The sequence below is a fragment of the Pacificispira spongiicola genome (genome assembly GCF_012926505.1).
Classification (GTDB): Bacteria; Pseudomonadota; Alphaproteobacteria; order UBA8366; family Aestuariispiraceae; genus Pacificispira; species Pacificispira spongiicola.
This window is the reverse complement of the sequence record NZ_JABBNT010000008.1, coordinates 42175-66690: the sequence shown is the minus strand read 5'-3', so window position 1 is coordinate 66690 and position 24516 is coordinate 42175. Positions and strand designations below refer to the sequence as shown.

General features: G+C 61.1%; 22 protein-coding genes. 6 read left to right on the top strand and 16 right to left on the bottom strand.

The annotated features are described in order from the left end of the window. Positions 1-106: 106 nt before the first annotated feature. On the bottom strand, positions 107-1498 hold the full coding sequence (locus tag HH303_RS19610; RefSeq protein WP_169627100.1) for a sigma-54-dependent transcriptional regulator: 1392 nt from the start codon (positions 1496-1498) through the stop codon (positions 107-109). Positions 1499-1627: 129 nt separating this feature from the next. Here HH303_RS19610 and HH303_RS19605 point away from each other — a divergent pair, with 129 nt between their 5' ends. From HH303_RS19605 to HH303_RS19595, 3 genes are read left to right on the top strand one after another with little or no spacing between them, the layout of a single operon-like run. Continuing rightward, a complete protein-coding gene (locus HH303_RS19605) occupies positions 1628-2374 on the top strand; it encodes an SDR family oxidoreductase (protein ID WP_169627099.1) in 747 nt (248 codons plus the stop codon). Then, positions 2371-2793, top strand: a complete 423-nt coding sequence (locus tag HH303_RS19600) for a cupin domain-containing protein (RefSeq protein ID WP_169627098.1) — start codon at positions 2371-2373, stop codon at positions 2791-2793. Before HH303_RS19605 ends, HH303_RS19600 begins: the two co-directional genes overlap by 4 nt. A gap of 55 nt (positions 2794-2848) precedes the next feature. Then, complete coding sequence (locus tag HH303_RS19595; RefSeq protein WP_169627097.1) at positions 2849-3925, top strand: COX15/CtaA family protein; 1077 nt, start codon at positions 2849-2851, stop codon at positions 3923-3925. A gap of 68 nt (positions 3926-3993) precedes the next feature. Here HH303_RS19595 and HH303_RS19590 read toward each other — a convergent pair whose 3' ends face one another. The 9 genes from HH303_RS19590 to HH303_RS19550 all read right to left on the bottom strand — a co-directional run bounded on the left by HH303_RS19590 (position 3994) and on the right by HH303_RS19550 (position 14633). Then, the gene (locus tag HH303_RS19590; protein ID WP_169627096.1) at positions 3994-4452 is read right to left on the bottom strand and encodes a DoxX family protein; all 459 of its coding nucleotides are present in this window, start codon (positions 4450-4452) and stop codon (positions 3994-3996) included. Between the two features lie 127 nt (positions 4453-4579). Beyond that, positions 4580-6304, bottom strand: coding sequence for a methyl-accepting chemotaxis protein (locus HH303_RS19585; RefSeq protein WP_169627095.1), 1725 nt, complete (start codon positions 6302-6304; stop codon positions 4580-4582). 218 nt (positions 6305-6522) lie between these two features. After that, positions 6523-8079: a trimethylamine methyltransferase family protein gene (locus tag HH303_RS19580; RefSeq protein WP_169627094.1), complete on the bottom strand. Its 1557-nt coding sequence runs from the start codon at positions 8077-8079 to the stop codon at positions 6523-6525. A 10-nt stretch (positions 8080-8089) separates the two neighbouring features. Further along, a complete protein-coding gene (gene tdh / locus HH303_RS19575; protein ID WP_169627093.1) occupies positions 8090-9112 on the bottom strand; it encodes an L-threonine 3-dehydrogenase in 1023 nt (340 codons plus the stop codon). A 10-nt stretch (positions 9113-9122) separates the two neighbouring features. Beyond that, complete coding sequence (locus HH303_RS19570; RefSeq protein WP_169627092.1) at positions 9123-10319, bottom strand: glycine C-acetyltransferase; 1197 nt, start codon at positions 10317-10319, stop codon at positions 9123-9125. Between the two features lie 87 nt (positions 10320-10406). Beyond that, a complete protein-coding gene (locus tag HH303_RS19565) occupies positions 10407-11009 on the bottom strand; it encodes a helix-turn-helix domain-containing protein (protein ID WP_169627091.1) in 603 nt (200 codons plus the stop codon). Positions 11010-11080: 71 nt separating this feature from the next. Continuing rightward, on the bottom strand, positions 11081-11863 hold the full coding sequence (locus HH303_RS19560) for an IclR family transcriptional regulator domain-containing protein (protein ID WP_169627090.1): 783 nt from the start codon (positions 11861-11863) through the stop codon (positions 11081-11083). 1 nt (position 11864) lies between these two features. Then, on the bottom strand, positions 11865-13259 hold the full coding sequence (locus HH303_RS19555) for a glutamine synthetase family protein (protein ID WP_169627089.1): 1395 nt from the start codon (positions 13257-13259) through the stop codon (positions 11865-11867). Positions 13260-13283: 24 nt separating this feature from the next. Further along, positions 13284-14633: an aromatic ring-hydroxylating dioxygenase subunit alpha gene (locus HH303_RS19550; protein ID WP_169627088.1), complete on the bottom strand. Its 1350-nt coding sequence runs from the start codon at positions 14631-14633 to the stop codon at positions 13284-13286. Positions 14634-14783: 150 nt separating this feature from the next. On the opposite strand from HH303_RS19550, the gene pobA reads away from it, so the two are divergent. After that, complete coding sequence (gene pobA / locus HH303_RS19545) at positions 14784-15971, top strand: 4-hydroxybenzoate 3-monooxygenase (RefSeq protein ID WP_169627087.1); 1188 nt, start codon at positions 14784-14786, stop codon at positions 15969-15971. Positions 15972-15977: 6 nt separating this feature from the next. On the opposite strand, the gene HH303_RS19540 is transcribed toward pobA, so the two are convergent. The 3 genes from HH303_RS19540 to HH303_RS19530 all read right to left on the bottom strand — a co-directional run bounded on the left by HH303_RS19540 (position 15978) and on the right by HH303_RS19530 (position 18529). Continuing rightward, the gene (locus tag HH303_RS19540) at positions 15978-16331 is read right to left on the bottom strand and encodes a YggT family protein (protein WP_169627086.1); all 354 of its coding nucleotides are present in this window, start codon (positions 16329-16331) and stop codon (positions 15978-15980) included. 113 nt (positions 16332-16444) lie between these two features. Further along, the gene (locus tag HH303_RS19535; RefSeq protein WP_169627085.1) at positions 16445-18250 is read right to left on the bottom strand and encodes a sodium:solute symporter family protein; all 1806 of its coding nucleotides are present in this window, start codon (positions 18248-18250) and stop codon (positions 16445-16447) included. A 15-nt stretch (positions 18251-18265) separates the two neighbouring features. Beyond that, positions 18266-18529, bottom strand: a complete 264-nt coding sequence (locus HH303_RS19530) for a DUF4212 domain-containing protein (protein ID WP_169627084.1) — start codon at positions 18527-18529, stop codon at positions 18266-18268. Positions 18530-18688: 159 nt separating this feature from the next. Here HH303_RS19530 and HH303_RS19525 point away from each other — a divergent pair, with 159 nt between their 5' ends. Further along, positions 18689-19339 carry a hypothetical protein gene (locus tag HH303_RS19525; RefSeq protein WP_169627083.1) on the top strand — a complete coding sequence of 217 codons (651 nt, stop codon included), beginning with the start codon at positions 18689-18691 and terminating at the stop codon, positions 19337-19339. Positions 19340-19373: 34 nt separating this feature from the next. Beyond that, positions 19374-21509: a DUF294 nucleotidyltransferase-like domain-containing protein gene (locus tag HH303_RS19520; RefSeq protein WP_169627082.1), complete on the top strand. Its 2136-nt coding sequence runs from the start codon at positions 19374-19376 to the stop codon at positions 21507-21509. Here the strand turns inward: HH303_RS19520 and HH303_RS19515 are convergent. Genes HH303_RS19515 through HH303_RS19505 form a run of 3 tightly spaced genes read right to left on the bottom strand, consistent with a single transcriptional unit; the run spans position 21506 to position 24475 of the window. Continuing rightward, a complete protein-coding gene (locus tag HH303_RS19515; protein ID WP_169627081.1) occupies positions 21506-22024 on the bottom strand; it encodes a GNAT family N-acetyltransferase in 519 nt (172 codons plus the stop codon). The genes HH303_RS19520 and HH303_RS19515 overlap by 4 nt on opposite strands. 2 nt (positions 22025-22026) lie before the next feature. After that, complete coding sequence (locus HH303_RS19510) at positions 22027-22884, bottom strand: TauD/TfdA dioxygenase family protein (RefSeq protein WP_227421958.1); 858 nt, start codon at positions 22882-22884, stop codon at positions 22027-22029. Beyond that, a complete protein-coding gene (locus HH303_RS19505) occupies positions 22862-24475 on the bottom strand; it encodes a GMC family oxidoreductase (protein ID WP_169627079.1) in 1614 nt (537 codons plus the stop codon). Before HH303_RS19505 ends, HH303_RS19510 begins: the two co-directional genes overlap by 23 nt. Positions 24476-24516 lie beyond the last annotated feature (41 nt).

The following is a 24516-nucleotide window of genomic DNA, read 5'->3' as shown; positions in this document are numbered from 1 at the left end:
GCCGCGTCGCCTTTCGCTTGCGATGCCCCGGCATCGCTTCGCAAACGCTCCTAACCGGAACGCCGCAAACCGCGTCCTGGCTCATCCCAAATGAACGCGCACCACACTAAACATCCTTCCAGGACTGTAATTTTCGATACAGCGTGGAGGGCGCGACACCCAGCGCCGCCGCCGCCTGCGGTACGTTTTCGTTACACAGCGCAATCGCCCGTTCGATCGCGTCGCGTTCGACATCTGCGAGCAGACGGATTTGATCGGCCTTCCGCTCTTCCCCTTTTGGTGAGGGGCGGGACGTCTCGCGACCGTTTCGATTGGTCGCAAGGCTGCGTTCCCCAATCGCCGCGACGACCATTTCCTCCGTCACCATATCACCATCGTTCAGGACGACCGCATTGCGGATGACGTTTTCCAGTTCCCGGACGTTACCGGGCCAGGAATACCGGCGCAGCTTGGTCAGCGCCAAGGAATCGAATCCCCGGAATTGCTTGCCCTCCTCCTCCACGAATCGGGTCAGCAAATGGCGGGCGATCGCCTCGATATCCCCCGGCCTTTCCCGCAGGGGCGGCATGCGGATCGGAATGACATTCAGACGATAGAACAGGTCTTCGCGCAGAATGCCGCCGCGGATCGCTTCTTCCGGTTCGCGGTTCGTGGCGCAGACGAAGCGGACATCGACCTTCTGTTCCTGATAGTCGCCGATCCGGGAAAAGGTTCCCGTCTGCACGAAGCGCAGTAGTTTGGTTTGCAGGTCCATATCCATTTCCCCGATTTCGTCGAGGAAAAGCGTTCCGCCATCGGCCAGTTCCGCCGCGCCGATACGATTGGAAATCGCACCGGTAAACGCGCCCTTACGATGACCGAAAATTTCCGATTCCATCAGGTCGCGCGGGATCGCCCCGCAGTTCAGGGCAATGAACGGCCCGGACCGGCGCGGGCTTTCCTGATGCACCGCGCGGGCGCACAATTCCTTCCCGGTGCCGGATTCGCCCGTGATGAACACGCTGGCCTTGGACCCGGCCGCCGCGGAAATCGTGCGATAAACCGATTGCATGGCGGGGGCGGAGCCGACGAATTCGTGAAACCCCGCCCCGTCCGAAAAGGCGACGGTCTTCACGATTTCGGTCAGGTCGTAGTGATCGATCGCGTTGCGCAGGGTAACGATAAGGCGTTGCCCGTCGAAGGGTTTGGCCAGGAAATCATAGGCGCCCAGCTTCATCGCCTCGACCGCGTGGTTGACGGTGCTGTGCGCCGTCATCACCACGACCGGCACCTTGTTATTCGCCAATTGCAGCGATTTCAGTACGGAAAATCCGTCGATATCCGGCAATTGGATATCCAGCAGAATCGCGGAGGGACGGAATGCTTTCACCGCCGCCATACCGTCCGTACCGTTGCCGCAGCATTTCACGATCGCCGCATTCGCCGCCAGTTGTTCCTGGTACAGCGTCGCAAGCTGATCATTGTCCTCAATGAGGAGAATACGCCGATGGGCGAGCATGACCTCCTCCTTCATCTCGACGGCGTTGCTGAAAACCCGATCGCCCGTCACTATAGAAATGGAACGCAAAAAATTGCAATTTGCGAACGATCACAAATTCGGGAGGTCCCCGTGATGGGCGAGAGTAAAATGAGATTGAAAGATAAGGTTGCCATCATAACCGGTGCTGCATCGGGGTTCGGCGAAGGCATCGCCCGGCGCTTCGCGGAGGAGGGCTCCCGGGTCGTGATCGCAGATTTGAATGCCGAAAGCGGTGCGCGGATTGCTGCGGAAATCGGGGCTAGTGCGGTTTCCATAAGGGCCGACGTCACATCCGCCGACGATTGGAAGGCGCTGATTCAGGAAGCCGTCGACGGTTTCGGTCGTCTGGATATCGTCGTGAACAACGCAGGCTATACTCATGTGAACCAGCCGATGATGGATGTGCCGGAATCCGAATACGACCGGTGCTATGCCGTCAATGTGAAGGCGCTGTACCTGTCGGCAATGGCAGCAGTCCCGGTATTCCGAGCCCAGGGATCCGGCCAGTTCCTGAACATCGCCTCCACCGCCGGTGTCCGGCCGCGTCCCGGTCTGGTTTGGTACAACAGTTCAAAATCCGCCGCGATCGGCGTGACCCGGTCGATGGCCATTGAACTGGCTGCGGAAGGTATCCGCGTCAACGCCATCAATCCTGTCGCGGGCGAAACGCCCCTGCTGACGAAATTCATGGGCGAGGATACGCCGGAGAAACGCGCCGCCTTCCGGGCGTCTGTGCCGATCGGCCGTCTTTCCACACCCAGCGATATCGCGAACGCGGCCCTTTATCTGTGTTCCGACGAGGCGTCGATGCTGACCGGCGTTTGCCTGGAAGTGGACGGGGGACGCTGCATATGACGAAGGCCCATCGGTTGACGGACAACCCGGTCGTCCTGCGCCCGGATCAGTCCGTCGCCGTGCGGGAAATAGGACCGGATTTTTATGCCGGCCTCGACCGCGACTTCGACGGATTTGCGGGTCATACCCTGGTAGCGGAATACGCCTTTTCGCAGGACTGGGGCATGTGGGAATGCCATCCCGCCGGGGACGAAACGATCTATCTGCTGGAAGGGCGGGTGGAGTTCGTCCTGGCCATGTCCGACGGGACGGATAAATCCATCCTGCTGGACGCGCCCGGCGCCTATTGCGTGGTGCCGCGCGGGATATGGCATACGGCGAAAACGGAAACCGACTCCCGAGCCTTGTTCATAACACCCGGCGCGGGAACGCAGCATGCCGAGGATCGCCCCATAACAACCGAATACGAGGCGGAATGACGCGCCCCATGGTTCTGGCTTTTCGACCGGTACTTCGCGGTTTATGTGAAGTCGCATGACGACCCTATCGAACACGCCCTCTTCCGCGCCCGCCGCAACCTCCACCGCCGCGCCCCGTGCCGTCGGTCTCTGGCTCTGTGCCACTGCCTTCATGGTCTTCGCGATGATGATCATCGGCGCGGTCACCCGGTTGACCGAATCCGGGTTGAGCATGGTGGAATGGCGGCCCCTGATGGGGACCCTTCCGCCATTGACGACGGCGGAATGGGAACGGGTCTTTGACCTATACAAGCAGACGTCCCAATTCCGATTGATGAATTCCGGTATGTCGCTGGCGGAATTTCAGCAGATATTCTTTTGGGAATGGTTCCATCGCCTCTGGGGCCGGACCATCGGCATCGTCTATGCCCTGCCCTTCTTCTATTTCCTGATTCGGGGCCGCATTCCGGCCGGATACAAACGGCACCTCTGGACCTTGCTGTTACTGGGCGCGGCACAAGGCGTGATCGGCATGTGGATGGTGCGCAGCGGCTTCGTCGATCGGATCGAGGTCAGCCAATACCGTCTGGCCATCCATTTGGGCATGGCCTTTTTCATTCTGGGCTATACGGTCTGGCTGGCCCTGGGGCTGTTGGCCCCGATCGAAGCCGAACGAAAGCCGGTACCGCGCGGGTTCCGGCGCCTGGGCGCCTGGGCGCACGGCTTTATCTTCCTGACGATCCTCTACGGGGCGCTGGTTGCCGGTCTGAATGCCGGTTTCCTCTACAACGATTGGCCCTTCATGGCCGGGCAGGTCTTCCCGGACGGATACTGGCGCAGCGATCTGGGGTGGACGAGCCTGTTCGAAACAATGGAGGCGGTGCAGTTCAACCATCGCATCCTGGCCTATGTCACGGCGGGAAGCGTCGCCTTGCTGTGGTTCTGGGCGCGTCGGATCGGGGATTTACCACCGCGGGTGCGGTTGTCGGTCAACGCCCTGGCGGCAATGATCGTGATACAGATTCTGCTGGGGATTTCGACATTGATGAGCGTCGTGGCCCTGCCCCTGGCCGTGCTGCATCAAGCAGGCGCGGCGTTCAGTTTCTGCATCGCGCTATGGTGCCTGAAAGAACTACGCGGCGGCAAGGCCTGACGCCCGCCACCGCGCGAAGTCGAGAAGCCGACCGATCGCCGAAGCGTCCGGCCGGATTTCCCGATTGATCAGAATTCGCGGCCGATCAGGCGGTCGACGGAATATTTCCCGCCGCCACGCACGGCAAAGAACAATGCCGCAATCGCCCAAAGCAGCGGATATTCGTAACCGCCATCGGTCCAGAAGAAACCGTTCGCTGTGTGAAACAGCACGGCCTGCCCCAGGAATGCCGCGATCGCGACCGCAGCCGGACGGGTCAGCAACCCGGCGATGAGCAGCAGCCCGCCGACGAATTCGATCAAGGCAACCGTGAGCGCAAAGGGGTAGCCCGGCACGAAGCCGACTTGTTCGAAAAACCCGGCCGTGCCTTCGAGCGTGCCGTCGACAAACAGCTTCTGATAGCCATGCGGCACCAGCATGGCACCTGCCGCGATGCGCAGCACCGGTTCGGCAAACGGCGAGAAGAAATCGGTAAGCGGCTTTGCGAAGGGAAGGATCCGCTTCGATTCAACAGATACGTCCGACATGATGTGTCCTTTCAGAATGTGGTCAGATCCGGATGATCCCGTTCGTTGATCCTCCGCAGATATAACTGACCCTCTTCAGGACACAAACAGCGTATAATGAAAACTATTGTTTCCAAAAAACGCCTTATTAAGGCTTATAACCCAGCCGCAGATTTCCCCATTGTTTACCGCGTACGCGGATCGGCACCGTCAGATCCTTCATCAGGACGAAATTGCCGCCCCCCATATCCCGCAGATAACTCTGCACCAGATAATCCGCGGTATTCGCGCCTGCCGCCTTCCCCGTCCGGTCGGTGAATATCCGTCGATTGCGGCAATTCCCGGCATTCCAGACCGGGTCGTCCGGGCGCTGCGGATGGGAATATTTAATATTGTGGGTCGGCAGGTATCCGTTCTCGTCCACCGCTGCGCAGAAGGCGACCCGCGGATCGAATTCCAGCACAGGTTCCTGAAAGTCCGGCAGAATCCTGTCGGTGAAATCCAGGTAGTTTGTCAGATGCTGCGGCGGGTTGCTGCCCTCCACGGGACGGTAGTTCCGGTCGAACAGGTCTTCCATCGATATCTCGCCCGACTGAACGGCTTGCTCAAAGCGCCGCCCGACCGCATCCGCCGTCCTGGTACAGATTTCGATGAAAGGCTGGTCCATCGCGATGTAACTCGCCATGAAATCGGAAATCTTGCTCGCATCCCCCGGTCCGAAGGCGACCCGTACAGGATTGACGGACAGGACACGAATGCCCAGCCGTCCGATCGCCGGAACGGACAGGTTGCCTTCCGCCATTTCCCGGAACACAGACAAATCCGTCGCGATCAGTTCCGCCCCGTCCTGCGACAATCCCCGGATCGTGACCGGAACGTCCGCTTCCGCCAGTGACAGCGTCCCGGCGAGATCGACCGGCACATGCCTCAGCGCGCCCAGGTTGCGGGTCTTCGTATCGCCGATCGCCGTCGCCAGACGCTGACGGAAATCGACCAGACGGCCCTTGACCACCTCCGCCAGGGATCGTTGCGATTCCACCTGTTCCGTCGAATGCGCGACCTCCTCGGACACCTGCACCACCGCGTCGCTGAGGGACGATGTCCCGGCGGCGGCTTCCTGTGCGTTGCGTCCGATTTCGGAAATCGCCTGCTGTTGCTGAGACACGGCATTCGTCGATTCCTCGGAGAAGGATTCGACTTCCGAAATCGACTCGCCGATCCGCCCGATGGCACTCACGACATCCCGGCTGACCTTCTGAATCGACTCGATCTGTTCCGCGATTTCCTTGGTCGCGTCGGCGGTCTGGCCGGCCAACGTCTTGACCTCCCCCGCGACAACGGCGAAGCCTTTTCCAGCCTCTCCGGCGCGGGCGGCTTCGATCGTCGCGTTCAGCGCCAGAAGGTTCGTCTGACTGGCGATATTCTCGATCAGTTTAACGACATCGCCGATCCTGGCGGACGCGATCGACAGGGATTCGATAATTTCGCGGGCGGTTTGGGTTTCACCGACCGCTTTCCGCGCTTGATCGCGTGTGCGCCCGACCTGATCCTCGATAACGGTGGCAGACGCCGCCAATTCTTCCGTCGCGGCCGCAACCGCGTTGACGTTCTGGGAAGCCGACGCCGCGTCCCCGGAAAGACGTTGGGTCAGGTTCTCGATCCGAATCATGGTTTCGGCGATCGTCGCCGCCGACGCCACCATATCGTCCGCTTGTTGACCGATTTCGACGGACGTTCCGTCCACTTCCCCCTGTAGCGCATCGGCTAGGGTCAGCATTTCCCGGCGTTGCAGGAATGCGGCCCTCTCCGCTTCCAGCAACTCGTCTATTTCGACGCCCGATATGTCTTCACCCTGTACCCGACCATCCTTCATGTCGCCTCCCTTACCAGAATTATTTTTTCTGTTTGGTGGATTTAACCACTACCTACCGGGATGGGCCTAGGATTTTCTCACGACGCCGTGAAGCATATTCATCGTCATGGGTGAAGTTCAACGGGACGCACGATATTTGGCTCCCTAAAGTAGAAGCTCTAAAATGATCGTCCAGTGTCGGGGACCCGGCGGATCCGTCGGCCGGAACAGGCGCCCTGTTAGAAATCAGTCTTCGCGCCGCCCTCTTCCTTGCGGCGGGCGACGAAGGCCTCCAGCTCTTCCCGAATGGAGTCTTCCATCGGCGGCGCGACATATTCGGTCAGGAGTTTCTTATACAGGCGGTGAGCGCGTTCATGGGCGGTTTGGGCCCCCGCCTCCAGCCAGCTTTCATAGTTCCGCCAGTCGGACAGGAACGGGCTGTAGAACGCCGTTCGATACCGATCCTGCGTGTGCTGACAGCCGAAGAAGTGGCCGTTCGGTCCGACCTCGCGGATCGCCTCCACCGCCAATTCGTCTTCGCTGAGATCGACCGGGCGGTTGTAATAGATCCATTGCTGCAGCATTTCGCAGTCCATCACGACTTTCTCGAAGCTGGCGCTCAAACCGCCTTCGACCCAACCGGCGGCGTGGAACACGACGTTGGCATGGCCGCTCAACACCCCCACCAGGGAATTCTGGCTTTCCCAGACCGCCTGACCGTCGGGATGGTTCGATGCATTTGCGTTCGACCCGCGCCAGGGCAGGTTATAGAACCGCGCCATCTGACCGGACAGTTGCATCGCGCGCATATATTCCGGTGTCCCGAAGGCGGGCGACCCGGACTTCATGTCGACATTGGAGGTAAACGCACCCATCACGACCGGCGTCCCGGGGGAAATCAGCTGCAGCAACGCGACCGCGGCCAGGCATTCCGCCGTCTGCTGCACGACGGATCCGACGATGGTCACCGGCGCCATCGCCCCCGCCAGGGTGAAGGGCGCGATGATGACGGGCTGCCGCCGCCGCGCCAGCCGCATCGCCCCGTCCAACATCGGCCAATCGTGCTTCAGCGGCGAGGACGAGTTGATATTGGTGAACATGCGCGGGGACGCGTCGAATTCCGCGTGGCTGAGCCCTGCCGCGATACGCACCATTTCCATCGCATCCTCGACCCGTTCCGGCCCCAGGGAATAGGCGTGGATGATCTTGTCCGTCATGGTCAGCAGATCGTAGATCGCGTCCAAGTGCCGGACGGAGGCGTGGATGTCGATCGGCTCCACCGGGTAGCCGCCGTTGAAATGGATGCAGTTGAATATCTGCGACAGGCGCAGCATGTCGCGAAAATCCGCCCGGTTGCCAACGCGACGGCCGCGTTCCAAGTCCATCGTATTCGGCGGGCTGGCAACCATGCCGAAGGCGCATTTGCCGTTGCCGATTTCCAGCGCACGATCCGGATTGCGCGGCGTCATGGTGAAGGACGACGGCGCCTTCGCGGTCAATTCCATGACCATGTCGCGGTCGAAGCGGACATTCATCGTCGTCTCGTCGACGCTGCATCCCGCCTTCTTCAATATTTCCCGCGCGTCCTCATGCAGGAAGACGATACCGATATCCTCCAGCACCCGCATCGCCGCGTCGTGGATTTTCAACACGCCTTCCGCGTCGATCGGTTCCGTCGGCTTGTCCAGATAGGCCAGTTGTTGCCAGGGAAGCTGATTGAGGGACGACACCGCCGCGGCGGATTGTTCGCGGTTGTGGCGGCGGCTGGCGGAACGTCCGGGGCGAAGGCGCGACATTTGAGTTTCCTTAGAAGTCGAGGACGACCTTGCAGGCCGTGCCTCCGTTCAGGGCGTCGAAGCCCTCTTCAAATTTCTCGAACGGCAAATGATGGGTGATGACCGGCGACACATCCAGACCGGTCTGCAACATGGCGACCATTTTATACCAAGTCTCGAACATTTCCCGCCCGTAGACTCCCTTGAACTGCAATCCTTTGAAGATCGCGGCGGTCAGGTCCAGTTCCACCGGCTTCGCGAACAGGCCCAGCAGCGCGATCTTGCCGCCATGGGTCATGGCGTCGATCATGTCCAGCAAGGCCCGCGACGCGCCGGACATCTCCAGACCGACATCGAAGCCTTCGGTCATGCCGAGGTCGTCCATGACGTCCTTCAGGCGTTCCTTATCCGCCCGGACGCCGCGCGTCGCCCCCATCTTTTCGGCAAGGCGCAAGCGGTCGTCCGACAGGTCGGTGACGACGACATGGCGCGCCCCGACATGGCGGCAGACGGCGGCGGCCATCAGGCCGATCGGCCCCGCCCCGGTAATCAGGACATCCTCCCCGACCAGGTTATAGGACAGCGCCGTGTGGACCGCGTTCCCCAAGGGATCGAGGATGGAGACGATTTCATCCGGAATGCCGTCCGGCACGGCGAAAACATTGTGTTCGGGGATCACCAGGAAATCGGCGAAGGCCCCTTGCCGGTTCACGCCGACACCGACCGTATTGATGCACAGATGCTCGCGGCCGCCCCGGCAATTCCGGCAGTGCCCGCAGACAAGATGCCCTTCCCCGGACACGCGCTGTCCCGGCTTCACCAGCGTCACCTCGTCGCCGACGGCTTCCACCGTACCGCAATATTCGTGTCCGACAATCATCGGCACCGGGATCGTTTTCTGCGCCCAGTCGTCCCAATTATAGATATGCATATCGGTACCGCAGATCGCGGCGCTGCGGACCTTGATCAGGACGTCGCGCGGGCCGTAGGTCGGCTTTTCCGCCTCCCCCATCCACAGGCCTTTTTCGCGCTTCGATTTATAGAGTGCCCGCATCGTCGCCTCCTTAGACCAGTCCCAATCCGCGCCCGACCTTGGTAAAGGCCGCGACCGCCCGGTCCAACTGGTCCGCCGTATGCGCGGCCGACATCTGGGTTCGGATGCGCGCCTGCCCTTTCGGTACGACAGGATAGGAGAATGCGGTGACGTAAATGCCTTCATCCATCAAACCGGCGGCGAGTTTCGTCGCCAGAACGGCGTCGCCCGTCATAACCGGAATGATCGGATGATCGCCCGGCACCAAGGTGAACCCCGCCGCCGCCATACCGGCGCGGAACCGTTCCGCATTGGCGGTCAATTGATCGCGCAAGTCCGATCCCCGTTCGGCGAGATCCAGGGCGCAGAGGGTCGCGGCACAAATCGCGGGCGCCAGCGCATTGGAAAACAGATACGGGCGCGCTTTCTGCCGCAACAGATCGACAATCGGCTTCGGTCCCGCGATGTAACCGCCGGACGCGCCGCCCAGCGCCTTGCCGAACGTGCCGCTGAGGATTTGCACGCGTCCTTCGACGCCGTAATAATCAGGCGTTCCCGCCCCGCGCGTCCCCATGAACCCGACGGCGTGGCTGTCATCCACCATGACCGACGCATCATAGCGTTCCGCCAGATCGCAGATCGCGGGCAGGTCGGCGACGATCCCGTCCATGGAAAAGACACCGTCGGTGACGATCAGACGCAGCCGCGCGTCCGACGCTTCCTTCAGCCGGTTTTCCAATTCCGCCATATCGTTATTGGCGTATCGCAAGCGGCGCGCCTTGCACAGCCTTACCCCGTCGATGATCGACGCATGGTTCAGGGCATCGGAAATCACCGCATCCTCAGGTCCCAACAGCGCTTCGAATACACCGCCATTGGCGTCGAAGCAGGACGAAAACAGGATCGCGTCCTCGGTCTTCAGAAAGGCCGCCAGCCGCGTTTCCAAATCCCGGTGGAGGTCTTGCGTCCCGCAAATGAAACGGACGGAGGCCATGCCGAATCCATGCGTATCCATCGCGTCTTTCGCGGCGGCGATCAGGCGGGAGTCATCCGCGAGGCCGAGATAATTATTGGCGCAGAGATTAAGGACATGATGAGCGGTACCGGCATCCAGCGTATCGATTTCGCTGGCCTGCGGACCGGTAATCGTCCGCTCCCGTTTGGTCAGGCCTTCCGCTTCGATCTGATCCAGGGCCGCGGCGGCCACATCGGCAATGGTTCCACTCATCAAAACCCTCCATTCCAATATCCAGGATCATGTATGATATATCGAATTTTTAAGTCAAGAGCAGTTTAGCATAGCGCGCCCTGGAGATCATGACCGCTCTCGCGGCGATGCGTATTGCTGCGGCAGGGCAACGACCAGAATCGCGCGTGACGGTGCCTCGGCGGTGTTGGCGATGGTGTGCGGCCAGTCGGCGCGATACCGCAACGTATCGCCGGCGCGGCCCTCGACCCGTGTGTCGCCGACCGTGATCGACACGGATCCATCCAGACAGGTCAGATGTTCGTAGGTTCCCGTGGCATGGGCCTCCGACACCAGTTCCCCCCCCGGTTCGAGCCGCATCTCGTACCATTCCATCGGCAGCACGGTACGGTAGGGGCTCAACATCGAAAGGGTCACCAATCCGTCCTGGCTTTTGCGGGTTGGGGTCGAATAGGCATGCGTATGTTCGACGACCGGAACGGCGGCATCCGATGTCTCGTCGACCAGATCGGCCATCTCGAGGCCAAGCGCCTGCATGATATTCCAGACCACGGAAAAGGTTGGGTTGACTGTCCCACGCTCCACCTGACTCAGCATCGATTTCGACACACCGCTCCGCTCGGAGACCTGTTCCAGTGTCAGCCGGTGCGCCTTACGCGCATCGCGCACCATTTCCCCCAGCCGCGGCGGCGGCAAAAGCGTTTCTTTCATGGGACGGCTCCGATTACTGTATCGAAGTTCAATATATTGGAATTCTAAATACGGGCCAACGGCCCTGATCGTCAACCGAGCGCCATGCCGATATCGCGGGCGGCCTCGTTCAAGACGGGGACGAAGTCTTCCGCCATGTCCTTCACAGTGACGCGGCCCTTGTTGACCACGACATTGATGGCCCCGATGGCAAAGCCGGACGCGCCCGGAACCGGGACGGCGACGGACAGTGCCCCCAATTCGTATTCTTCCTCGGTCGCGGCATAACCCTGGGCGGCGACCTTGTTCAGAAGCACGCGCAGCGCACCCCGGTCGATCACCGTATGCGGCGTTTCGGATTTCGGCGCGATTTCGGCCATCATCACCTCCCGCGCCGCGGGGTCCAGATGGGCCAGATAGGCCCGCCCGATCGCCGTGGCGACCATGGGCAGGCGCGCCCCGATGGTGAACCGCGTCGAAAACAAACGGTCCTCGCAGATTGCATGGGCGACATAGACCATGTTCGTCCCGCTGGGCAGGCCCAGGGAACAGGTCTCCCGGATTGCGTCGCTGGCCCGGCGCAGGATCGGATTCACCCTTTCCCCGATCTCGCTGGACCGCAGGAAGGAGAAACCGAGCGTCAGCACCTTCGGCGTCAGACTGTAGCGCCCGCCTTCCTGTCGGGCATAATCCAGGGCCTCCAACGTACGCAGAATACGGCGCGCGGCGGCGCGGCTGTATCCCGTCCGATTGGCGGCGTCCGCGATGGTCATGCTACGGGCATCGGGCCCGAAACTGGCGATCAGGGCCAGCCCCTTCGCTAAGGTCTGGACAATCTCCGTATCCTTTTCGGCGGGGTCCGCGTCGTCGGCCATATCAGAATATCTCGAAATACTCGCGTTGCTCCCAATCCGTCACTTCGGCAAAGAAACGGGACAGTTCGGCTTTCTTTAGCTGAGCAAGATAATCGACGAAAGCATCGCCCCACACTTTCCGATAAAAGGCGCTGCCGGAGAAGGCGTCGATGGCGTCCAGAATCGTGCGCGGCAGTAAGGCCCCTTCGCCATAGGGTTCTTCCGTCGGCGGCGGCGGTTCCAGTTTCCGCTGCATCCCGTCCAGACCGGACAGGATTTGCGACGCCAGACACAGATACGGGTTTGCCGCCGGTTCCGGCGCGCGGTTTTCGATGCGCACGGCGGGGCCGCCCGGATCGCCGACAACGCGCAGCATCGCGCCCTTATTGTCCAATCCCCACAGGATACGGTCGGGCGCCAGAACGAAAGGCCGATAGCGTTTGTAGCCGTTGATCGTCGGCGTCGTCAGAAGACAGCTTTCCAAGGCATGGTCCAACAGGCCCGCAACGAAATACCGGCCGACATCCGACAGCGGCGCATCGGGCGTGCTGAACGCATTCTTGCCGGTCTTCGTGTCGATCATCGACTGATGCACATGCCAGCCGTTGGAAAACATCTCCGGCAGGGCCGGGCGGCACATGAAGGTCGCATGGTATCCGGCACGACGCAGGGCCTGTTTGACCCCGCTGCGAAACAGGACGGCCATATCCGCCGTCGCCATGCTGTCCTGCGGATCGAAGGTCGCTTCGATCTGGCTGGGGCCGAATTCGACCTCCAGACTGCGCAGCGGCAGGGACAGCCCGTCGCAGACCTGCCGAACGATGGTGAAGATGGGTTCCAGCTCATCCTCGCGGGCTTCCGTCAGGAATTGATAGCCACGCGTGGTCAGGCTGGTATCCGGCGGTACCGGCGGAAAGCCCGCATCCGTATGCGCCAGACGCGGGTCTTCCAGTTTCAGCACCGTGAATTCCAGTTCCAGCCCGCTGCGGTGTTCGTATCCTGCATCGGCCAGCGCCTTCGTCGCGCGCCGCAACTGGGACCGTGTGCAGAAGGGAATTTCGCCTCCGTCCTTCAGCGTCAGATCGCACAGCATCCAGCCGGTCTTGTCCGCCCAAGGCAGGACCTGGAACGTATCCGGGTCCGGCCACATGACGATATCCCCCGCCCCTTTCAGGCCGGGCAGATCGTAACCGCCGGATTTCGTCCAAACCGGAAAGACCGTTCTGTGCGACGTGTCCTTCAACAACAAGGTGGACGGCATCGGACAGCCGGATTCGAAAACCGCCCGCAAACCGGACAGGGGTAAGGTCTTGCCGCGCAGCAATCCATGCTGATCGGCAAAGGACAGGCGCACGATCTCAATACCGGACCGTGCCGCCTGGTCGAGGACGGCCTCGACCTTATCGGACAATTGCATCTACCAACCCTTGTTCGTCCGCGCCTATTCGGCGGCGGCGCTCGTCACAGCTTCGTTGGACCAGGGCGCCGCGTCCCGGCGGGCCTTGTCCGTCGCGATCCAACTGTCGGTCCAATTGTCGGGCGGCGCAACCGTATCGACGGCGATCGGCCCGAAGACGCTGGCCGGGCCGCCTTCCGCGCTGTTGATCGGCAGCTTGCCCTCGCCGGTCTTGATCGTCTTGATCGCGCGCAGCAACAGGCGGCGATAGGCGCCGATGGCGATATCGCTGGTCGCCAGATGCTCCTTCGTCCGATCCTGGATCGGGCCCAGGGATTCCACCGCCCATTGGTCATGCACGTTGATATCGTCGCCCATGCCGGTATAGGTGCGCGACTGCTGTTGCGCCGGGTCGTAGGCGTAGTTGTTCCGCTTCCCGATCTTCGGGATGTAATCCGGCATTTCATACAGGTCGAGGCGCTGCGCTTTCATTAGGGCCTTGTCCACCGGCTTTCCGAAGCTCGTGAAGATCGCATACCAGTAACAGGTCTCGTCATCGACCGGGACATGCCATTGGGTGATGGTCATCTCCTGCGACATCGGGATGGTGATCGCCTGCGGGAAAATCTGGTTGGTGACGCGAACATGCATCGCTTCCCCGTTCAGGTCGCGCAGCGATTTGATGCGCAGGCCGAAATCGGTGTTTTCCACCTGAATCTTCGGACGTGGGAATTCTCGCAGGATGCGCGTCATCGGAATGTCCGTTCCGCCGACGAAATCGCGGAACTGTTTGCCATAGCCCTGGTTCGGATCGTCGTCTTCCAGATAGCGGTGCAGGAAGGACGCATGTGCCGGGTCGATGCCGACCTCCAATGCCTGTAGCCAGTTACATTCGATCAACCCCTTGAAGGCAAAGGTGTAGGCGTCCGGCGCAACGAAGCAATCCAATGACGGGAAGGCCGGCGGTTCCTCACCGTCTTCCAGCGGGCCCATATAGGCGAAGACGATGCCGTTCCGTTCGACACAGGGATAGGCCGTCGTTTTGATCTTCTGGAAGAAGGTGCTGTCTTCCGGTTCCGCCGGGGTTTCCAGACATTGGCCGGACACGTCGAAGTTCCAGCCATGGAAGGGACAGCGCAGCCCGCCGTCTTCCAACCGCCCGAAACAGAGATCGGCGCCGCGATGCGGGCAATGCCGGTCGATCAGGCCGTAACGCCCCTGTTCGTCGCGGAAGGCGACCAGCCGTTCCCCCAACAGGGTGACCGGACGCACCGGGCGGTCGCCGTCGAATTCGTCCGTCAAGGCAACGGGTTGCCAGTAGCGGCGCAAAACAGCCCCGGCTTCTGTGCCCGGTCCGGTGCGCGTCAGGGTGCGGTTCATCTCTTCGCTGATCATCCCATATCTCCCAGCTTGTTCGATATACGAACATATGTTCGATAATTAGTATGACCCAAAAATTTTCGATCGAAAAGAGGCATGATCTATAGGGCCGCCGGACCGACGGATTTATGATGGCGCCGATCAACAAACGTTAGAGGTTTCGGGATGGAAACGCGGCATTCAACACAAGTCGCCATTGTCGGCGGCGGCCCTTCCGGTCTGCTGCTGTCGCAACTGCTTCACGTCAACGGCATCGATTCCGTGATCCTGGAGCGCAAGGACCGCGCCTATGTCGAAGGCCGCATCCGCGCGGGCGTGTTGGAGCAGGGCATGGTCGACCTGATGCGCCGGGCCGGTGTGTCGGACCGGTTGGACCGGGAAGGCCTGGTCCATGGCGGCATCGAAATCGCCGGGAACGGCAAGCGCCAGCGTATTCCGATGGACGAACTGACCGGCGGCAAGGTCGTCACCGTCTATGGTCAGACGGAGGTCACCAAAGACCTGATCGCGGCCCGTCTGGCCGCCGGCGGCGAAATCGTCTTCGACGCGGACGGCGTCACCCCGCATGCCATCGATACCGACGCCCCGTATCTGACCTATCGTAAGGACGGTGTCGACCAGCGGTTGGACTGTCGCTATATCGCGGGCTGCGACGGGTTTCACGGCGTCTGCCGGGCCAGCCTGCCGCAAGGCGCGATCAATGTGTATGAAAAGGTCTACCCCTTCGCCTGGCTGGGAATCCTCGCCCGTGTCGCACCGGTGGCGGATGAATTGATCTATGCCCATCACGACCGCGGATTCGCGTTGTTCAGCATGCGATCCAACAAAATCTCGCGAAACTATGTTCAGGTCAGCCCGGACGAAGATATTGCGAATTGGTCGGACGATCGGGTCTGGGAAGAATTGTCGCTACGCCTGGGTCCCGACGGCGGCGATCTGGTGAAGGAAGGCCCGGTTTTCGAAAAAAGCATCACGCCGATGCGCAGTTTCGTCGCGGAACCGATGCGCCACGGGGCCCTGTTCCTAGCAGGCGACGCCGCGCATATCGTGCCGCCGACGGGCGCGAAAGGGTTGAACCTCGCGGCCTCCGACATCCATTATCTGTCGGAAGGGCTGATCGCCTATTTCAACAGGGACGACGCGGAACCTCTGGCCCGCTATTCGGACGCCGCCGTCGCCCGCGTCTGGAAGGCGGAGCGGTTCTCCTGGTGGATGACCAGCCTGCTGCACAAGTTTCCGGGCGGCGACCGGGCCTTCGAGGAACAGATGCAATTGGCGGAAATCGAATACCTTCTATCCTCCCGCGCGGCGCAGACCGTGCTGGCGGAGAACTATGTCGGTCTGCCCTACTAAGGTCGATCAGAACATCCCGCCGAAGATTTGGTACAGCGCATGGGAAATGTCGCTTTCCAGCGGAAAGGACAGCATGCCCATCGCATCGTAGCCCAGCAGCCACGGCATGACATAGAATCGGAACAGAAAGAAGAACCAGGCGACGTAGAGCGGCACGATCGGTTCCAGCAGGAAGCCGGGCGTGATCGGCTTGAACACCCGCAGGACCGGGTCGGTCATCTTCACGAAGGCCTTCATGAAGAAGAAATCCGAATCCGACGGCAGGAAGACGTTCATCGCCGTCCGACCGATCAGGGTCCACATCATCAGGCCCAGGATGTAATCGAAAATAATCAGGATAAGCGGCATGGACTCCAACATGAACTGCTCCAAAACTGACACCGGCGCGCCATAGCATAATCGCGGTCTGCGGAATACCGGGAAAAAAATGGGGCGGACCGAAGTCCGCCCCGAACGAAGTTCCGAAAATCGACCTAGTGGGTCGCGTCCAGAACGGTACCGCCGCTTGGATCGCGGGTTTCGTCGACCATCGCCTGAATTTCCGCGTCGGGCGCGGGCGTCAGGAGAGAGACGACGACCATCGCCACCAGACTGACCGGCATACCGATGATGCCGAAGCGCAGGTGATCAATGCCCATCCAGGTTTGCCCGGTCGTGTAGGTCCAATACAGGTAGAGGCTACCCGCACCGAACCCGCAGATCATACCGGCAAGCGCCCCGGCCCGGTTCGCCCGTTTCCACCAGACGCCCAGAACCAAGGGGAAGAATAGACCCGAACAAGCGAAGCAGAACGCCCAGGCCACGGCCCCCAAGATCCCCGTCAGCTTCAAACTCGCAACCGCCGCACCGGCCGCCCCGATCCCGATCAACAGGACGCGGGCGACGATCAGGCGATGGCGGGTATCCGCCTTCGGATCGATGATCTTGTAATACAGATCGTGGCTGAGCGCGTTGGCGATCGCCAGCAGCAGACCGTCCGCCGTGGACATCGCCGCCGCCATGCCGCCCGCGGCGACAAGGCCGGACACGACATAGGGCAGACCCGCGATTTCCGGCGTGGCCAGGACGATGATGTCCGGACGCAGGAAGAATTCGTTGATCTGCAACAGGCCGTCCCCGTTGCTGTCCGAAATGGCGACCATCCCGACGGAACCCCATTTTTGGATCCACGCCAGGGCGTTCACCTCCTCAATCGATCTGCCGATAATGCTGGTCGCGAGGTTCGGGTCCAAAAGCTGCAGTTTCGTCAGCGTGGCAAGTGCCGGTGCCGTGAAGTACAGCAGGAAGATGAACATCAACGACCAGGACACTGATTTCCGCGCCGCCCGAACGGTCGGCGTGGTGAAATACCGCATCAGGATATGCGGCAGCGAGGCCGTTCCGCACATCATGCAAGCCACCAGCGTGACGAACTTCCACGCCGCCATGCCTTCGCCGGGGGCATTGTGCAGGTTGGTCAGCACACTGACGCCCGCGATCTTTTCCGCCGCCGGCGTTCCGACACCCAACATCGGTTCCAGTTCCGCGATGCGGTGCAGCGCATCCCCGTAGGAGAAGTGCGGAATCGCACCGAAGCCCTGCGCGTTGGACATCCAGATAACCGGCACGACATAGGCGATGATCAGCACGATATACTGTGCGACCTGCGTCCATGTCACCGCTCGCATCCCGCCGAGCATGGAGCAGAGCAGAATACCGAGGAGACCGAACCAGACGCCGACTTCAAACGGGATTTGCAGCGCGCGCGCCGCGATCGTCCCCGTCGCATTGATCTGCGCCGTCACATAGGTAAAGGACGCAACGACCAGCACGACAACCGCGGCCAGACGGGCGAAGTTACCACCGTATCGGGTCCCGATGAAATCCGGCACCGTATAGCAACCGAACTTCCGCAGGTAAGGCGCCATCAGCGCGTTCACCAGGATATAGCCGCCGGTCCAACCGACGACGAAAGCCAGGTAACCGTGACCGCCGAAATAGATACCGCCCGCCATGGCGACAAAGGACGCGCCGGACATCCAGTCCGCCGCCGTTGCCATGCCGTTGAAAACCGGGGGCACTTCACGCCCGGCGACGTAATAGGCATCCACCTGCATCGTCCGCGACAGCCAACCGATGGCCGCATAGATGAAGATCGTGAAGGCCACGAACAGAATGCCGATCGTATCCGCATCCACGCCGAATTGTTCCAGAATGGCCATCAGGCCGACGAATAACAGGAACCCGCCCGTATACATGCCGTAGATTTTGGGAAGGTTGTCGATAAAACCGCCTTTCATCTTTCCATCCTCCCCTTAATTCTCGCCAAAGCCGCATTCGTCGTCGATCCGATCCTGCAGCCAGTTCTGCACGAAGATGATGACGACGAAGACGATGAGAGACCCCTGCGCGGCCATGTAGTAGCCGAGCGGGAAGCCCATGAAATTCATTTCATTGAGACCTTTCGCGAACCAATGCACCACAAAGGAGAAGATGAACCACAGGACCAACACAACATAAGTCAGGTTCCTGGTCTTCACCCAATGGCGGGCACGCGCCTCCGATTTATCTTGAGACATTTCATTCCCCCACTAATGTGTTTCTGTTGCCGTCTTCTTTTGCCTTAGTGACTTTGTAATGGACGGATTAACATAAAACGTTACAGAGTATTCGCGATTTATGTCAAGCAACCAATCCCGGCGACTTGGCGACGACTCGAGACCCAAAAAGTGACGAACATGTTCTCACTACAGCGTATTTCCGAATTGCTGCCGGGACCTTTGAAAGGTCTTACCGTTCGATTTGACAGTGCACCCATCAATTCTATCGACCGCCTTTCCGACTTCGTCCACACTCGATCGTCCTATATCTCTCAGACGGCTCTTTACGGGTATCTGAAAACCCGGATGGGGACTCGGTATCGGCAATTGTTCGAAGACCCGGTGTTTTCCCAGACCATTCGCGCCGCGGCGGTAAAAATCTTCCTGGCCGGACTGGGCGATCTGACCGTTTACGCCGTCGCGCGCGTCCGGAAGGGCCACAACTTATCCGATGAGGACGCGGCCCGTCTGGCGATGCTGTGTTTCGAACGCGCGGCGCAGTCGGGACTGGAAGACACACCCGCCGACATGATTCCGGCGACCGCCTTGTCGGCATTCGGCGAACGGCTGGAAGGGACGGATTGGACTGCGATGGCAAGCGGCAGTTCGGCATTCACATCGAGTGAAGCCGCCCTGATCGCGCATGCGCCGGTCGCCGACGAATTCAAGGAACTCGATCGGGAAATCATGGGCAATTCGATCCGACTGCGCTGGCGCGACGCCCGCGAACAATTGGACAAGCGGCTGGATGCCGACGCCTTGTACCGCGCGTGGCTTGATCGGGGCTAGGGCCCCCTGCCGGGATGGGACAGACGAGGATGCCATGACCTTTCCGCGCGCCCCCGACAGGTTATCCGGAACGCTGCTGGCCGCCTTGCCGGTCGTCGTTCTGGATACCGAAACGACCGGGCTGGACACGGTAAAGGACCGGGTGATCGAAATCGGAGCCTACCGTCCGACACCGGGAAAATCGGCGACGGAAGACGATGTCTTCGCAGCCTTGGTCGATCCCGGTATTGCCATCCCCGAAGCATCGACCCGCATCCACGGCATCACCGACAAAGACACAGCAGGGGAACTTGGTTTCGGCGATGCGATGCGCGCCTTCACCGATTGGGCGGGACCGTCGATCATCGTCGGATATTCCATCGGTTTCGATATCGCGATCCTGAAAGCGGAACACGACCGGCACGGCCTGCCCTGGCGCGCGCCGCGCAGCCTCGACGTCCGGCATCTGGTTCAAGTCCTGGCACCGAATCTGCCCAACCCGTCGATCGAAACCACCGCGGAATGGTTGGGGGTCGACGTCACCAACCGCCACCGTGCCCTGGGCGACGCGATGGTCACGGCACGCCTGTTCCATGCCCTGATACCGAAGCTGCGGGATCACGGAATCCTGACCCTGGCGCAGGCGGAACGGGCCTGCCGGTCGCTGGGCAATCGATTGGACGCGGAAGCCCAGGCCGGATGGCTGGGCCCCGATCCGGAAACAGACGGACGGTCGCGCAGCATTGCGGATTTCGCACGCATCGACAGCTTCCCTTATCGGCACACGGCGGGCGACCTTATGCGATCGCCCCCCATCGCCTTGCCGGAATCCGCCGACCTAACGACGGCTCTTTCCTTGATGGTGGAACGGGGGATCAGTTCCGTGATCCTGACACCGGCAGGGCGGCACGACACAAACGGCATCGTCACCGAACGCGACGTTTTAAAAGCTCTGCACGGATCGGGCCCATCACTGTTGGACCGACAGATCGGGGAAATCGGCACCTTTCCGCTTGCCGCCATTCATCAGGGGGAATTCGTCTACCGCGCCATGGCCAGGATGAACGCGGGGGGCTTCCGCCATTTGGGAGTGGAGGCCTCGGACGGCACGCTGGTCGGCGTGTTGAGCGTTCGTGACCTGCTGCAGCAGCGGGCGGACGAGGCGATCTCCCTCGACGACGGAATCGAAAGCGCGGATACGCCCGATGACCTCGCCCAGGTCTGGTCGAAACTGACCGCCGTCGCCGCCGCCCTGGTCTATGAGGATGTCGATGCACGGTCGATTGCGACGCTGATCTCACGGGAACTGCGCGCCCTGACCCAGCGCGCCTGCGAAATAGCGGAAGCGGAATTGCGGAAATCGGGACACGGCGGCCCGCCGGTTCCCTATGCGATGATGGTCCTCGGCTCCGGCGGGCGCGGCGAAAGCCTGCTGGCCATGGACCAGGACAACGCCGTCGTCTATGCCGACGACCCTAACGACCGACCCCACGACGAGTGGTTCGAAAGCCTGGGCAAACGGGTCGCGGATATCCTGAACGATGTCGGCGTCGTTTATTGCAAGGGCGGCGTCATGGCGATGAATGCGGCATGGCGCAAGGACGTCGCGGGATGGCGAGCAACGATCGGAAGCTGGATCGGAAAATCCCGCCCGGAAGACCTTTTGAACTGCGACATCTTTTTCGACGCCCTGCCGGTTCACGGCAATTCAGCACTGTCGGAGGCGGTACGGAAGGACGCCCTTTCCGCCGCCCGATCGGCGCGCCCCTTCCAACGCTTCCTGGCGCTCAACGCGGGGCGGTTCAACAGTCAGATCGGCTGGTTCGGCCGCCTGAAGACCGAAGACGGCCGCATCGATTTGAAGCTGAACGGCATCCTGCCAATCATCTCCACCGCGCGCGTCGTCGCGCTTCAACACGGACTGGACCTGCGCGGGACCCCCGAACGGCTGTCGGCGGCACGCGATCTGGGCCTCGCGAAGGACCGGACCATCGATAATCTGATCGAAGCCCATGGCATCCTGTTGAACCGCATCCTGCGGCAACAATTGCGCGACTTGGATCAAGGCGTCGCCTTGTCCAATAGGGTCACCCCCGGCGATTTGTCGGGCATTGAGCGCCAGGAATTGAAATGGGCCCTGGAGCAAGTCCCCCGTGTCGCCGACCTGCTGGGCACGCCTGTGGTCGGTTAGGTAAGGTCGTCTTCCACCATCGTGAATCGGCGAAAGACCGCGCCGTCGAAAGGAAAAGTATCGCCCGCCTTCATGCCGATCTTTTCCGCGACGCGCAGGGAACCCAGATTGCCCGTGTCGATATTGGTCACCAAACGCGGCAGCCCCAAAGTCCGAAACGCATAAACCGCGACAGGATGCGCGGCCTCCGTCGCGTAGCCCTTCCCCCAGGCATTTTGGTTCAGCCGCCACCCGATTTCGATGTCCGGCCCGACCCCGTCATAGGGAACCAACATGACCCACCCCAGGAAACGGTCCGGATTGTCGTTGGGAAAGATCGACCAATAGCCGAGACCCTCTCCCAGCGAAACCGACAACCGGTCTTTCAAGAAACGCTTATGCTCCGCCTCGTTCGTCCACGGCGGATGGACGTAACGCAGAACCTCCGGATCGCGATCCATTTCTAGGCAGGCGTCGTAGTCCGCCATGGTCCGAGGGCGCAGCGACAGACGTACCGTTCGGAAATCAGGAAGCATCGTCAGGCCCGCATTTCCGCCAAACCGTCGACATTGCGCAGGGACACGCAAATACTGGCGAGGTCCCGCTTCTGTTCGTAGGGCCAGGGCGTCCCGCGATGCAGGATCGCGCGCTCGTCCCAGATCAAGACATCGCCCAGTTTCCATTGATGGGAATAGACATGGTCGGGCCCGGTCATACCGGTAACGAGATCGTCGACGAATGCCTGCGCCGCCGCATCCTCCACCCCATCGACCGCGCAGACATGGGACGCGACATAAAGAGATTCCGCACCGGTCACCGGGTTTCGCCATACGGCGCGCCAGACTTGATCCGGCCATTTGTGGAACTGAGCGCCCTGTGCCAATTCCGGGTCGATTTTTCGACGGGAATGGGAATAGCGGTGTTTGAAGACCGTGCGGCGCAACCGCCCCTGCACGGATTTCGGCAGCCGCGCGAACCCGGCCCGGCTGGACGCGAATTCCGTATTCCCGTCCCGGTCCGGCAGGCTCCGCGCCCGCAGGATATTGGCCAGCGCCGGAACCGGCAGAAATGTACTATCCGTATGCCAGAGGAAATTGGCCTTCAGGTTCAACAGGCGCATGTCGCGTTCGGTGGCGATGATGCTGCCGTCCTCTCCGACATTCGCGACCGGGGCAATTTCCGGCTTCGGTCGGTCCAGCCGGTCTTCCAGCGGCCCGAACAATTCGCCCAATGCCAGATGCGCCGCATCGGACAGGCTTTGGTTTCGGAACAGCAGCAACGAGTGCGTTTCGAAAAGCGCCCTTATTTCCGGATACAGGCGATCCGCCGTCACGTCGTTCAGATCGACGCCCGATACGGCGACCCCGAAATCGTCATGCAGCGCGCTGACCTGCATTCCGTGCATCCTCCAGGATCATATCCGATGCCTTTTCCGCGATCATCATCGTCGGCGCGTTCGTATTGCCGCTGATCAGGAACGGCATGATCGACGCATCGACGACCCGCAATCCTTCCACGCCGCGCACCTTCAGACGCGGGTCGACGACGGAGGCCTCGTCCCCTCCCATGCGGCAGGTGCTGACCGGGTGATACAGGGTCGCGCCCGTCTTCGCGGCGTAGTCCAGCAAGGCTTCGTCACTGCCGATATCCGCGCCGGGAGCAATTTCCGACACGATATGCGGCGCCAAGGCGGGCATGCCGGTCAGTTTCCGCGCCAGCCGGATACCGGCCAGCAGGATTTCGCGATCTTTCGGGGTGCTCAGGAAATTCGGTTGGATTTCCGGGGCCTTGCCGATATCGGGCGACAAGGCATGAACATGCCCCTTGCTTTCGGGCCGCAACTGGCACGGAGCCAACGTCAAACCCGGGAAGGGATGGAATACCCGTTTCTTGGGATCGGCAAAGGTCGCATTGGCGATGTGATATTGGATATCCGCTTCTTCCAGGTCGGGGCTGCTTTTCGCGAAGCCGACGACGATTCCCGCCGGCATGGTCAACGCCCCGCGCCGCGATACCAGGAACCGCACCAATTCCTTCATCAGCGGAAGGCCGCGCGTCATCCGGTTCAGGCTTTCCACGCCGGTCAGTTTATAGGCCAACCGCGCGACATAATGATCCTGCAGGTTCTCCCCGACATCGGGCAGATGATGGACCGTATCGATACCCAGGCCACGCAGCCGCTCGCCATCGCCGACACCCGACAGCTCCAGCAGTTGCGGCGACTGAACCCCACCGGCCGACAGGATTACCTCCCCCCGCGCGGCGACGGTTTCGACCCGACCGTTGCGACGGACCGAAAGACCCGTCGCCCGCTTGCCGTCAAACAGGACCTTCAGCGCGCGCGTCTTCGTCAGAACGGTCAGGTTCGGGCGCGACCGTGCGGGTTCCAGATAGGCCTTTTTCGAACTGAAGCGGCGCCCGTCCTTCTGCGTCACTTGAAAGTAGGAAAACCCGGTCTGCGACGCGCCGTTGTAATCGTGGCGCATCGGATAGCCCAATTCCCCCGCCGCATCGATCACGCGGTCCAGCACATCATAGGTTTCCGTCGGCATCGTGACATTCAACGGACCGCCGGATCCCCGATATTCATCGCCGCCCTGTTCCCGGTTTTCCGATTTCTTGAAATAGGGCAGCACGTCGTCATAGGACCAGCCGGTGCAGCCGCGCTGCGCCCAATCGTCGTAATCGCGCGCCTGCCCGCGCACATACAGCATGGCATTGATCGCACTGGACCCGCCCAGGACCTTGCCGCGCGGCACGGGCAGCGGCCGGTTGTCCGTATTCGGGTTGGGTGCGGTTTCGAACAGCCAGTTCACCGACGGATCGACCATCGTCTTGATGTAACCAGCGGGAATATGAATCCAGGGATTACGGTCTTCGCCACCTGCCTCGATCAGGCATACCGTGGTCTTGCCGTCCGCACTCAACCGATTGGCCAGCACGCATCCGGCGGACCCGCCCCCGACGATGACGTAATCGAATTCCATGGTGAAGCACCTCCCAAAAAACTGTATTCATTTTCGAAAAC

Excerpts from the sequence above, each read along its gene's own strand:
- HH303_RS19610 (WP_169627100.1), bottom strand. The coding sequence starts at position 1,498 with ATGCTCGCCCATCGGCGTATTCTCCTCATTGAGGACAATGATCAGCTT.
- HH303_RS19605 (WP_169627099.1), top strand. The coding sequence starts at position 1,628 with ATGAGATTGAAAGATAAGGTTGCCATCATAACCGGTGCTGCATCGGGG.
- HH303_RS19600 (WP_169627098.1), top strand. The coding sequence starts at position 2,371 with ATGACGAAGGCCCATCGGTTGACGGACAACCCGGTCGTCCTGCGCCCG.
- HH303_RS19595 (WP_169627097.1), top strand. The coding sequence starts at position 2,849 with ATGACGACCCTATCGAACACGCCCTCTTCCGCGCCCGCCGCAACCTCC.
- HH303_RS19590 (WP_169627096.1), bottom strand. The coding sequence starts at position 4,452 with ATGTCGGACGTATCTGTTGAATCGAAGCGGATCCTTCCCTTCGCAAAG.
- HH303_RS19585 (WP_169627095.1), bottom strand. The coding sequence starts at position 6,304 with ATGAAGGATGGTCGGGTACAGGGTGAAGACATATCGGGCGTCGAAATA.
- HH303_RS19580 (WP_169627094.1), bottom strand. The coding sequence starts at position 8,079 with ATGTCGCGCCTTCGCCCCGGACGTTCCGCCAGCCGCCGCCACAACCGC.
- tdh (WP_169627093.1), bottom strand. The coding sequence starts at position 9,112 with ATGCGGGCACTCTATAAATCGAAGCGCGAAAAAGGCCTGTGGATGGGG.
- HH303_RS19570 (WP_169627092.1), bottom strand. The coding sequence starts at position 10,319 with ATGAGTGGAACCATTGCCGATGTGGCCGCCGCGGCCCTGGATCAGATC.
- HH303_RS19565 (WP_169627091.1), bottom strand. The coding sequence starts at position 11,009 with ATGAAAGAAACGCTTTTGCCGCCGCCGCGGCTGGGGGAAATGGTGCGC.
- HH303_RS19560 (WP_169627090.1), bottom strand. The coding sequence starts at position 11,863 with ATGGCCGACGACGCGGACCCCGCCGAAAAGGATACGGAGATTGTCCAG.
- HH303_RS19555 (WP_169627089.1), bottom strand. The coding sequence starts at position 13,259 with ATGCAATTGTCCGATAAGGTCGAGGCCGTCCTCGACCAGGCGGCACGG.
- HH303_RS19550 (WP_169627088.1), bottom strand. The coding sequence starts at position 14,633 with ATGATCAGCGAAGAGATGAACCGCACCCTGACGCGCACCGGACCGGGC.
- pobA (WP_169627087.1), top strand. The coding sequence starts at position 14,784 with ATGGAAACGCGGCATTCAACACAAGTCGCCATTGTCGGCGGCGGCCCT.
- HH303_RS19540 (WP_169627086.1), bottom strand. The coding sequence starts at position 16,331 with ATGTTGGAGTCCATGCCGCTTATCCTGATTATTTTCGATTACATCCTG.
- HH303_RS19535 (WP_169627085.1), bottom strand. The coding sequence starts at position 18,250 with ATGAAAGGCGGTTTTATCGACAACCTTCCCAAAATCTACGGCATGTAT.
- HH303_RS19530 (WP_169627084.1), bottom strand. The coding sequence starts at position 18,529 with ATGTCTCAAGATAAATCGGAGGCGCGTGCCCGCCATTGGGTGAAGACC.
- HH303_RS19525 (WP_169627083.1), top strand. The coding sequence starts at position 18,689 with ATGTTCTCACTACAGCGTATTTCCGAATTGCTGCCGGGACCTTTGAAA.
- HH303_RS19520 (WP_169627082.1), top strand. The coding sequence starts at position 19,374 with ATGACCTTTCCGCGCGCCCCCGACAGGTTATCCGGAACGCTGCTGGCC.
- HH303_RS19515 (WP_169627081.1), bottom strand. The coding sequence starts at position 22,024 with ATGCTTCCTGATTTCCGAACGGTACGTCTGTCGCTGCGCCCTCGGACC.
- HH303_RS19510 (WP_227421958.1), bottom strand. The coding sequence starts at position 22,884 with ATGCAGGTCAGCGCGCTGCATGACGATTTCGGGGTCGCCGTATCGGGC.
- HH303_RS19505 (WP_169627079.1), bottom strand. The coding sequence starts at position 24,475 with ATGGAATTCGATTACGTCATCGTCGGGGGCGGGTCCGCCGGATGCGTG.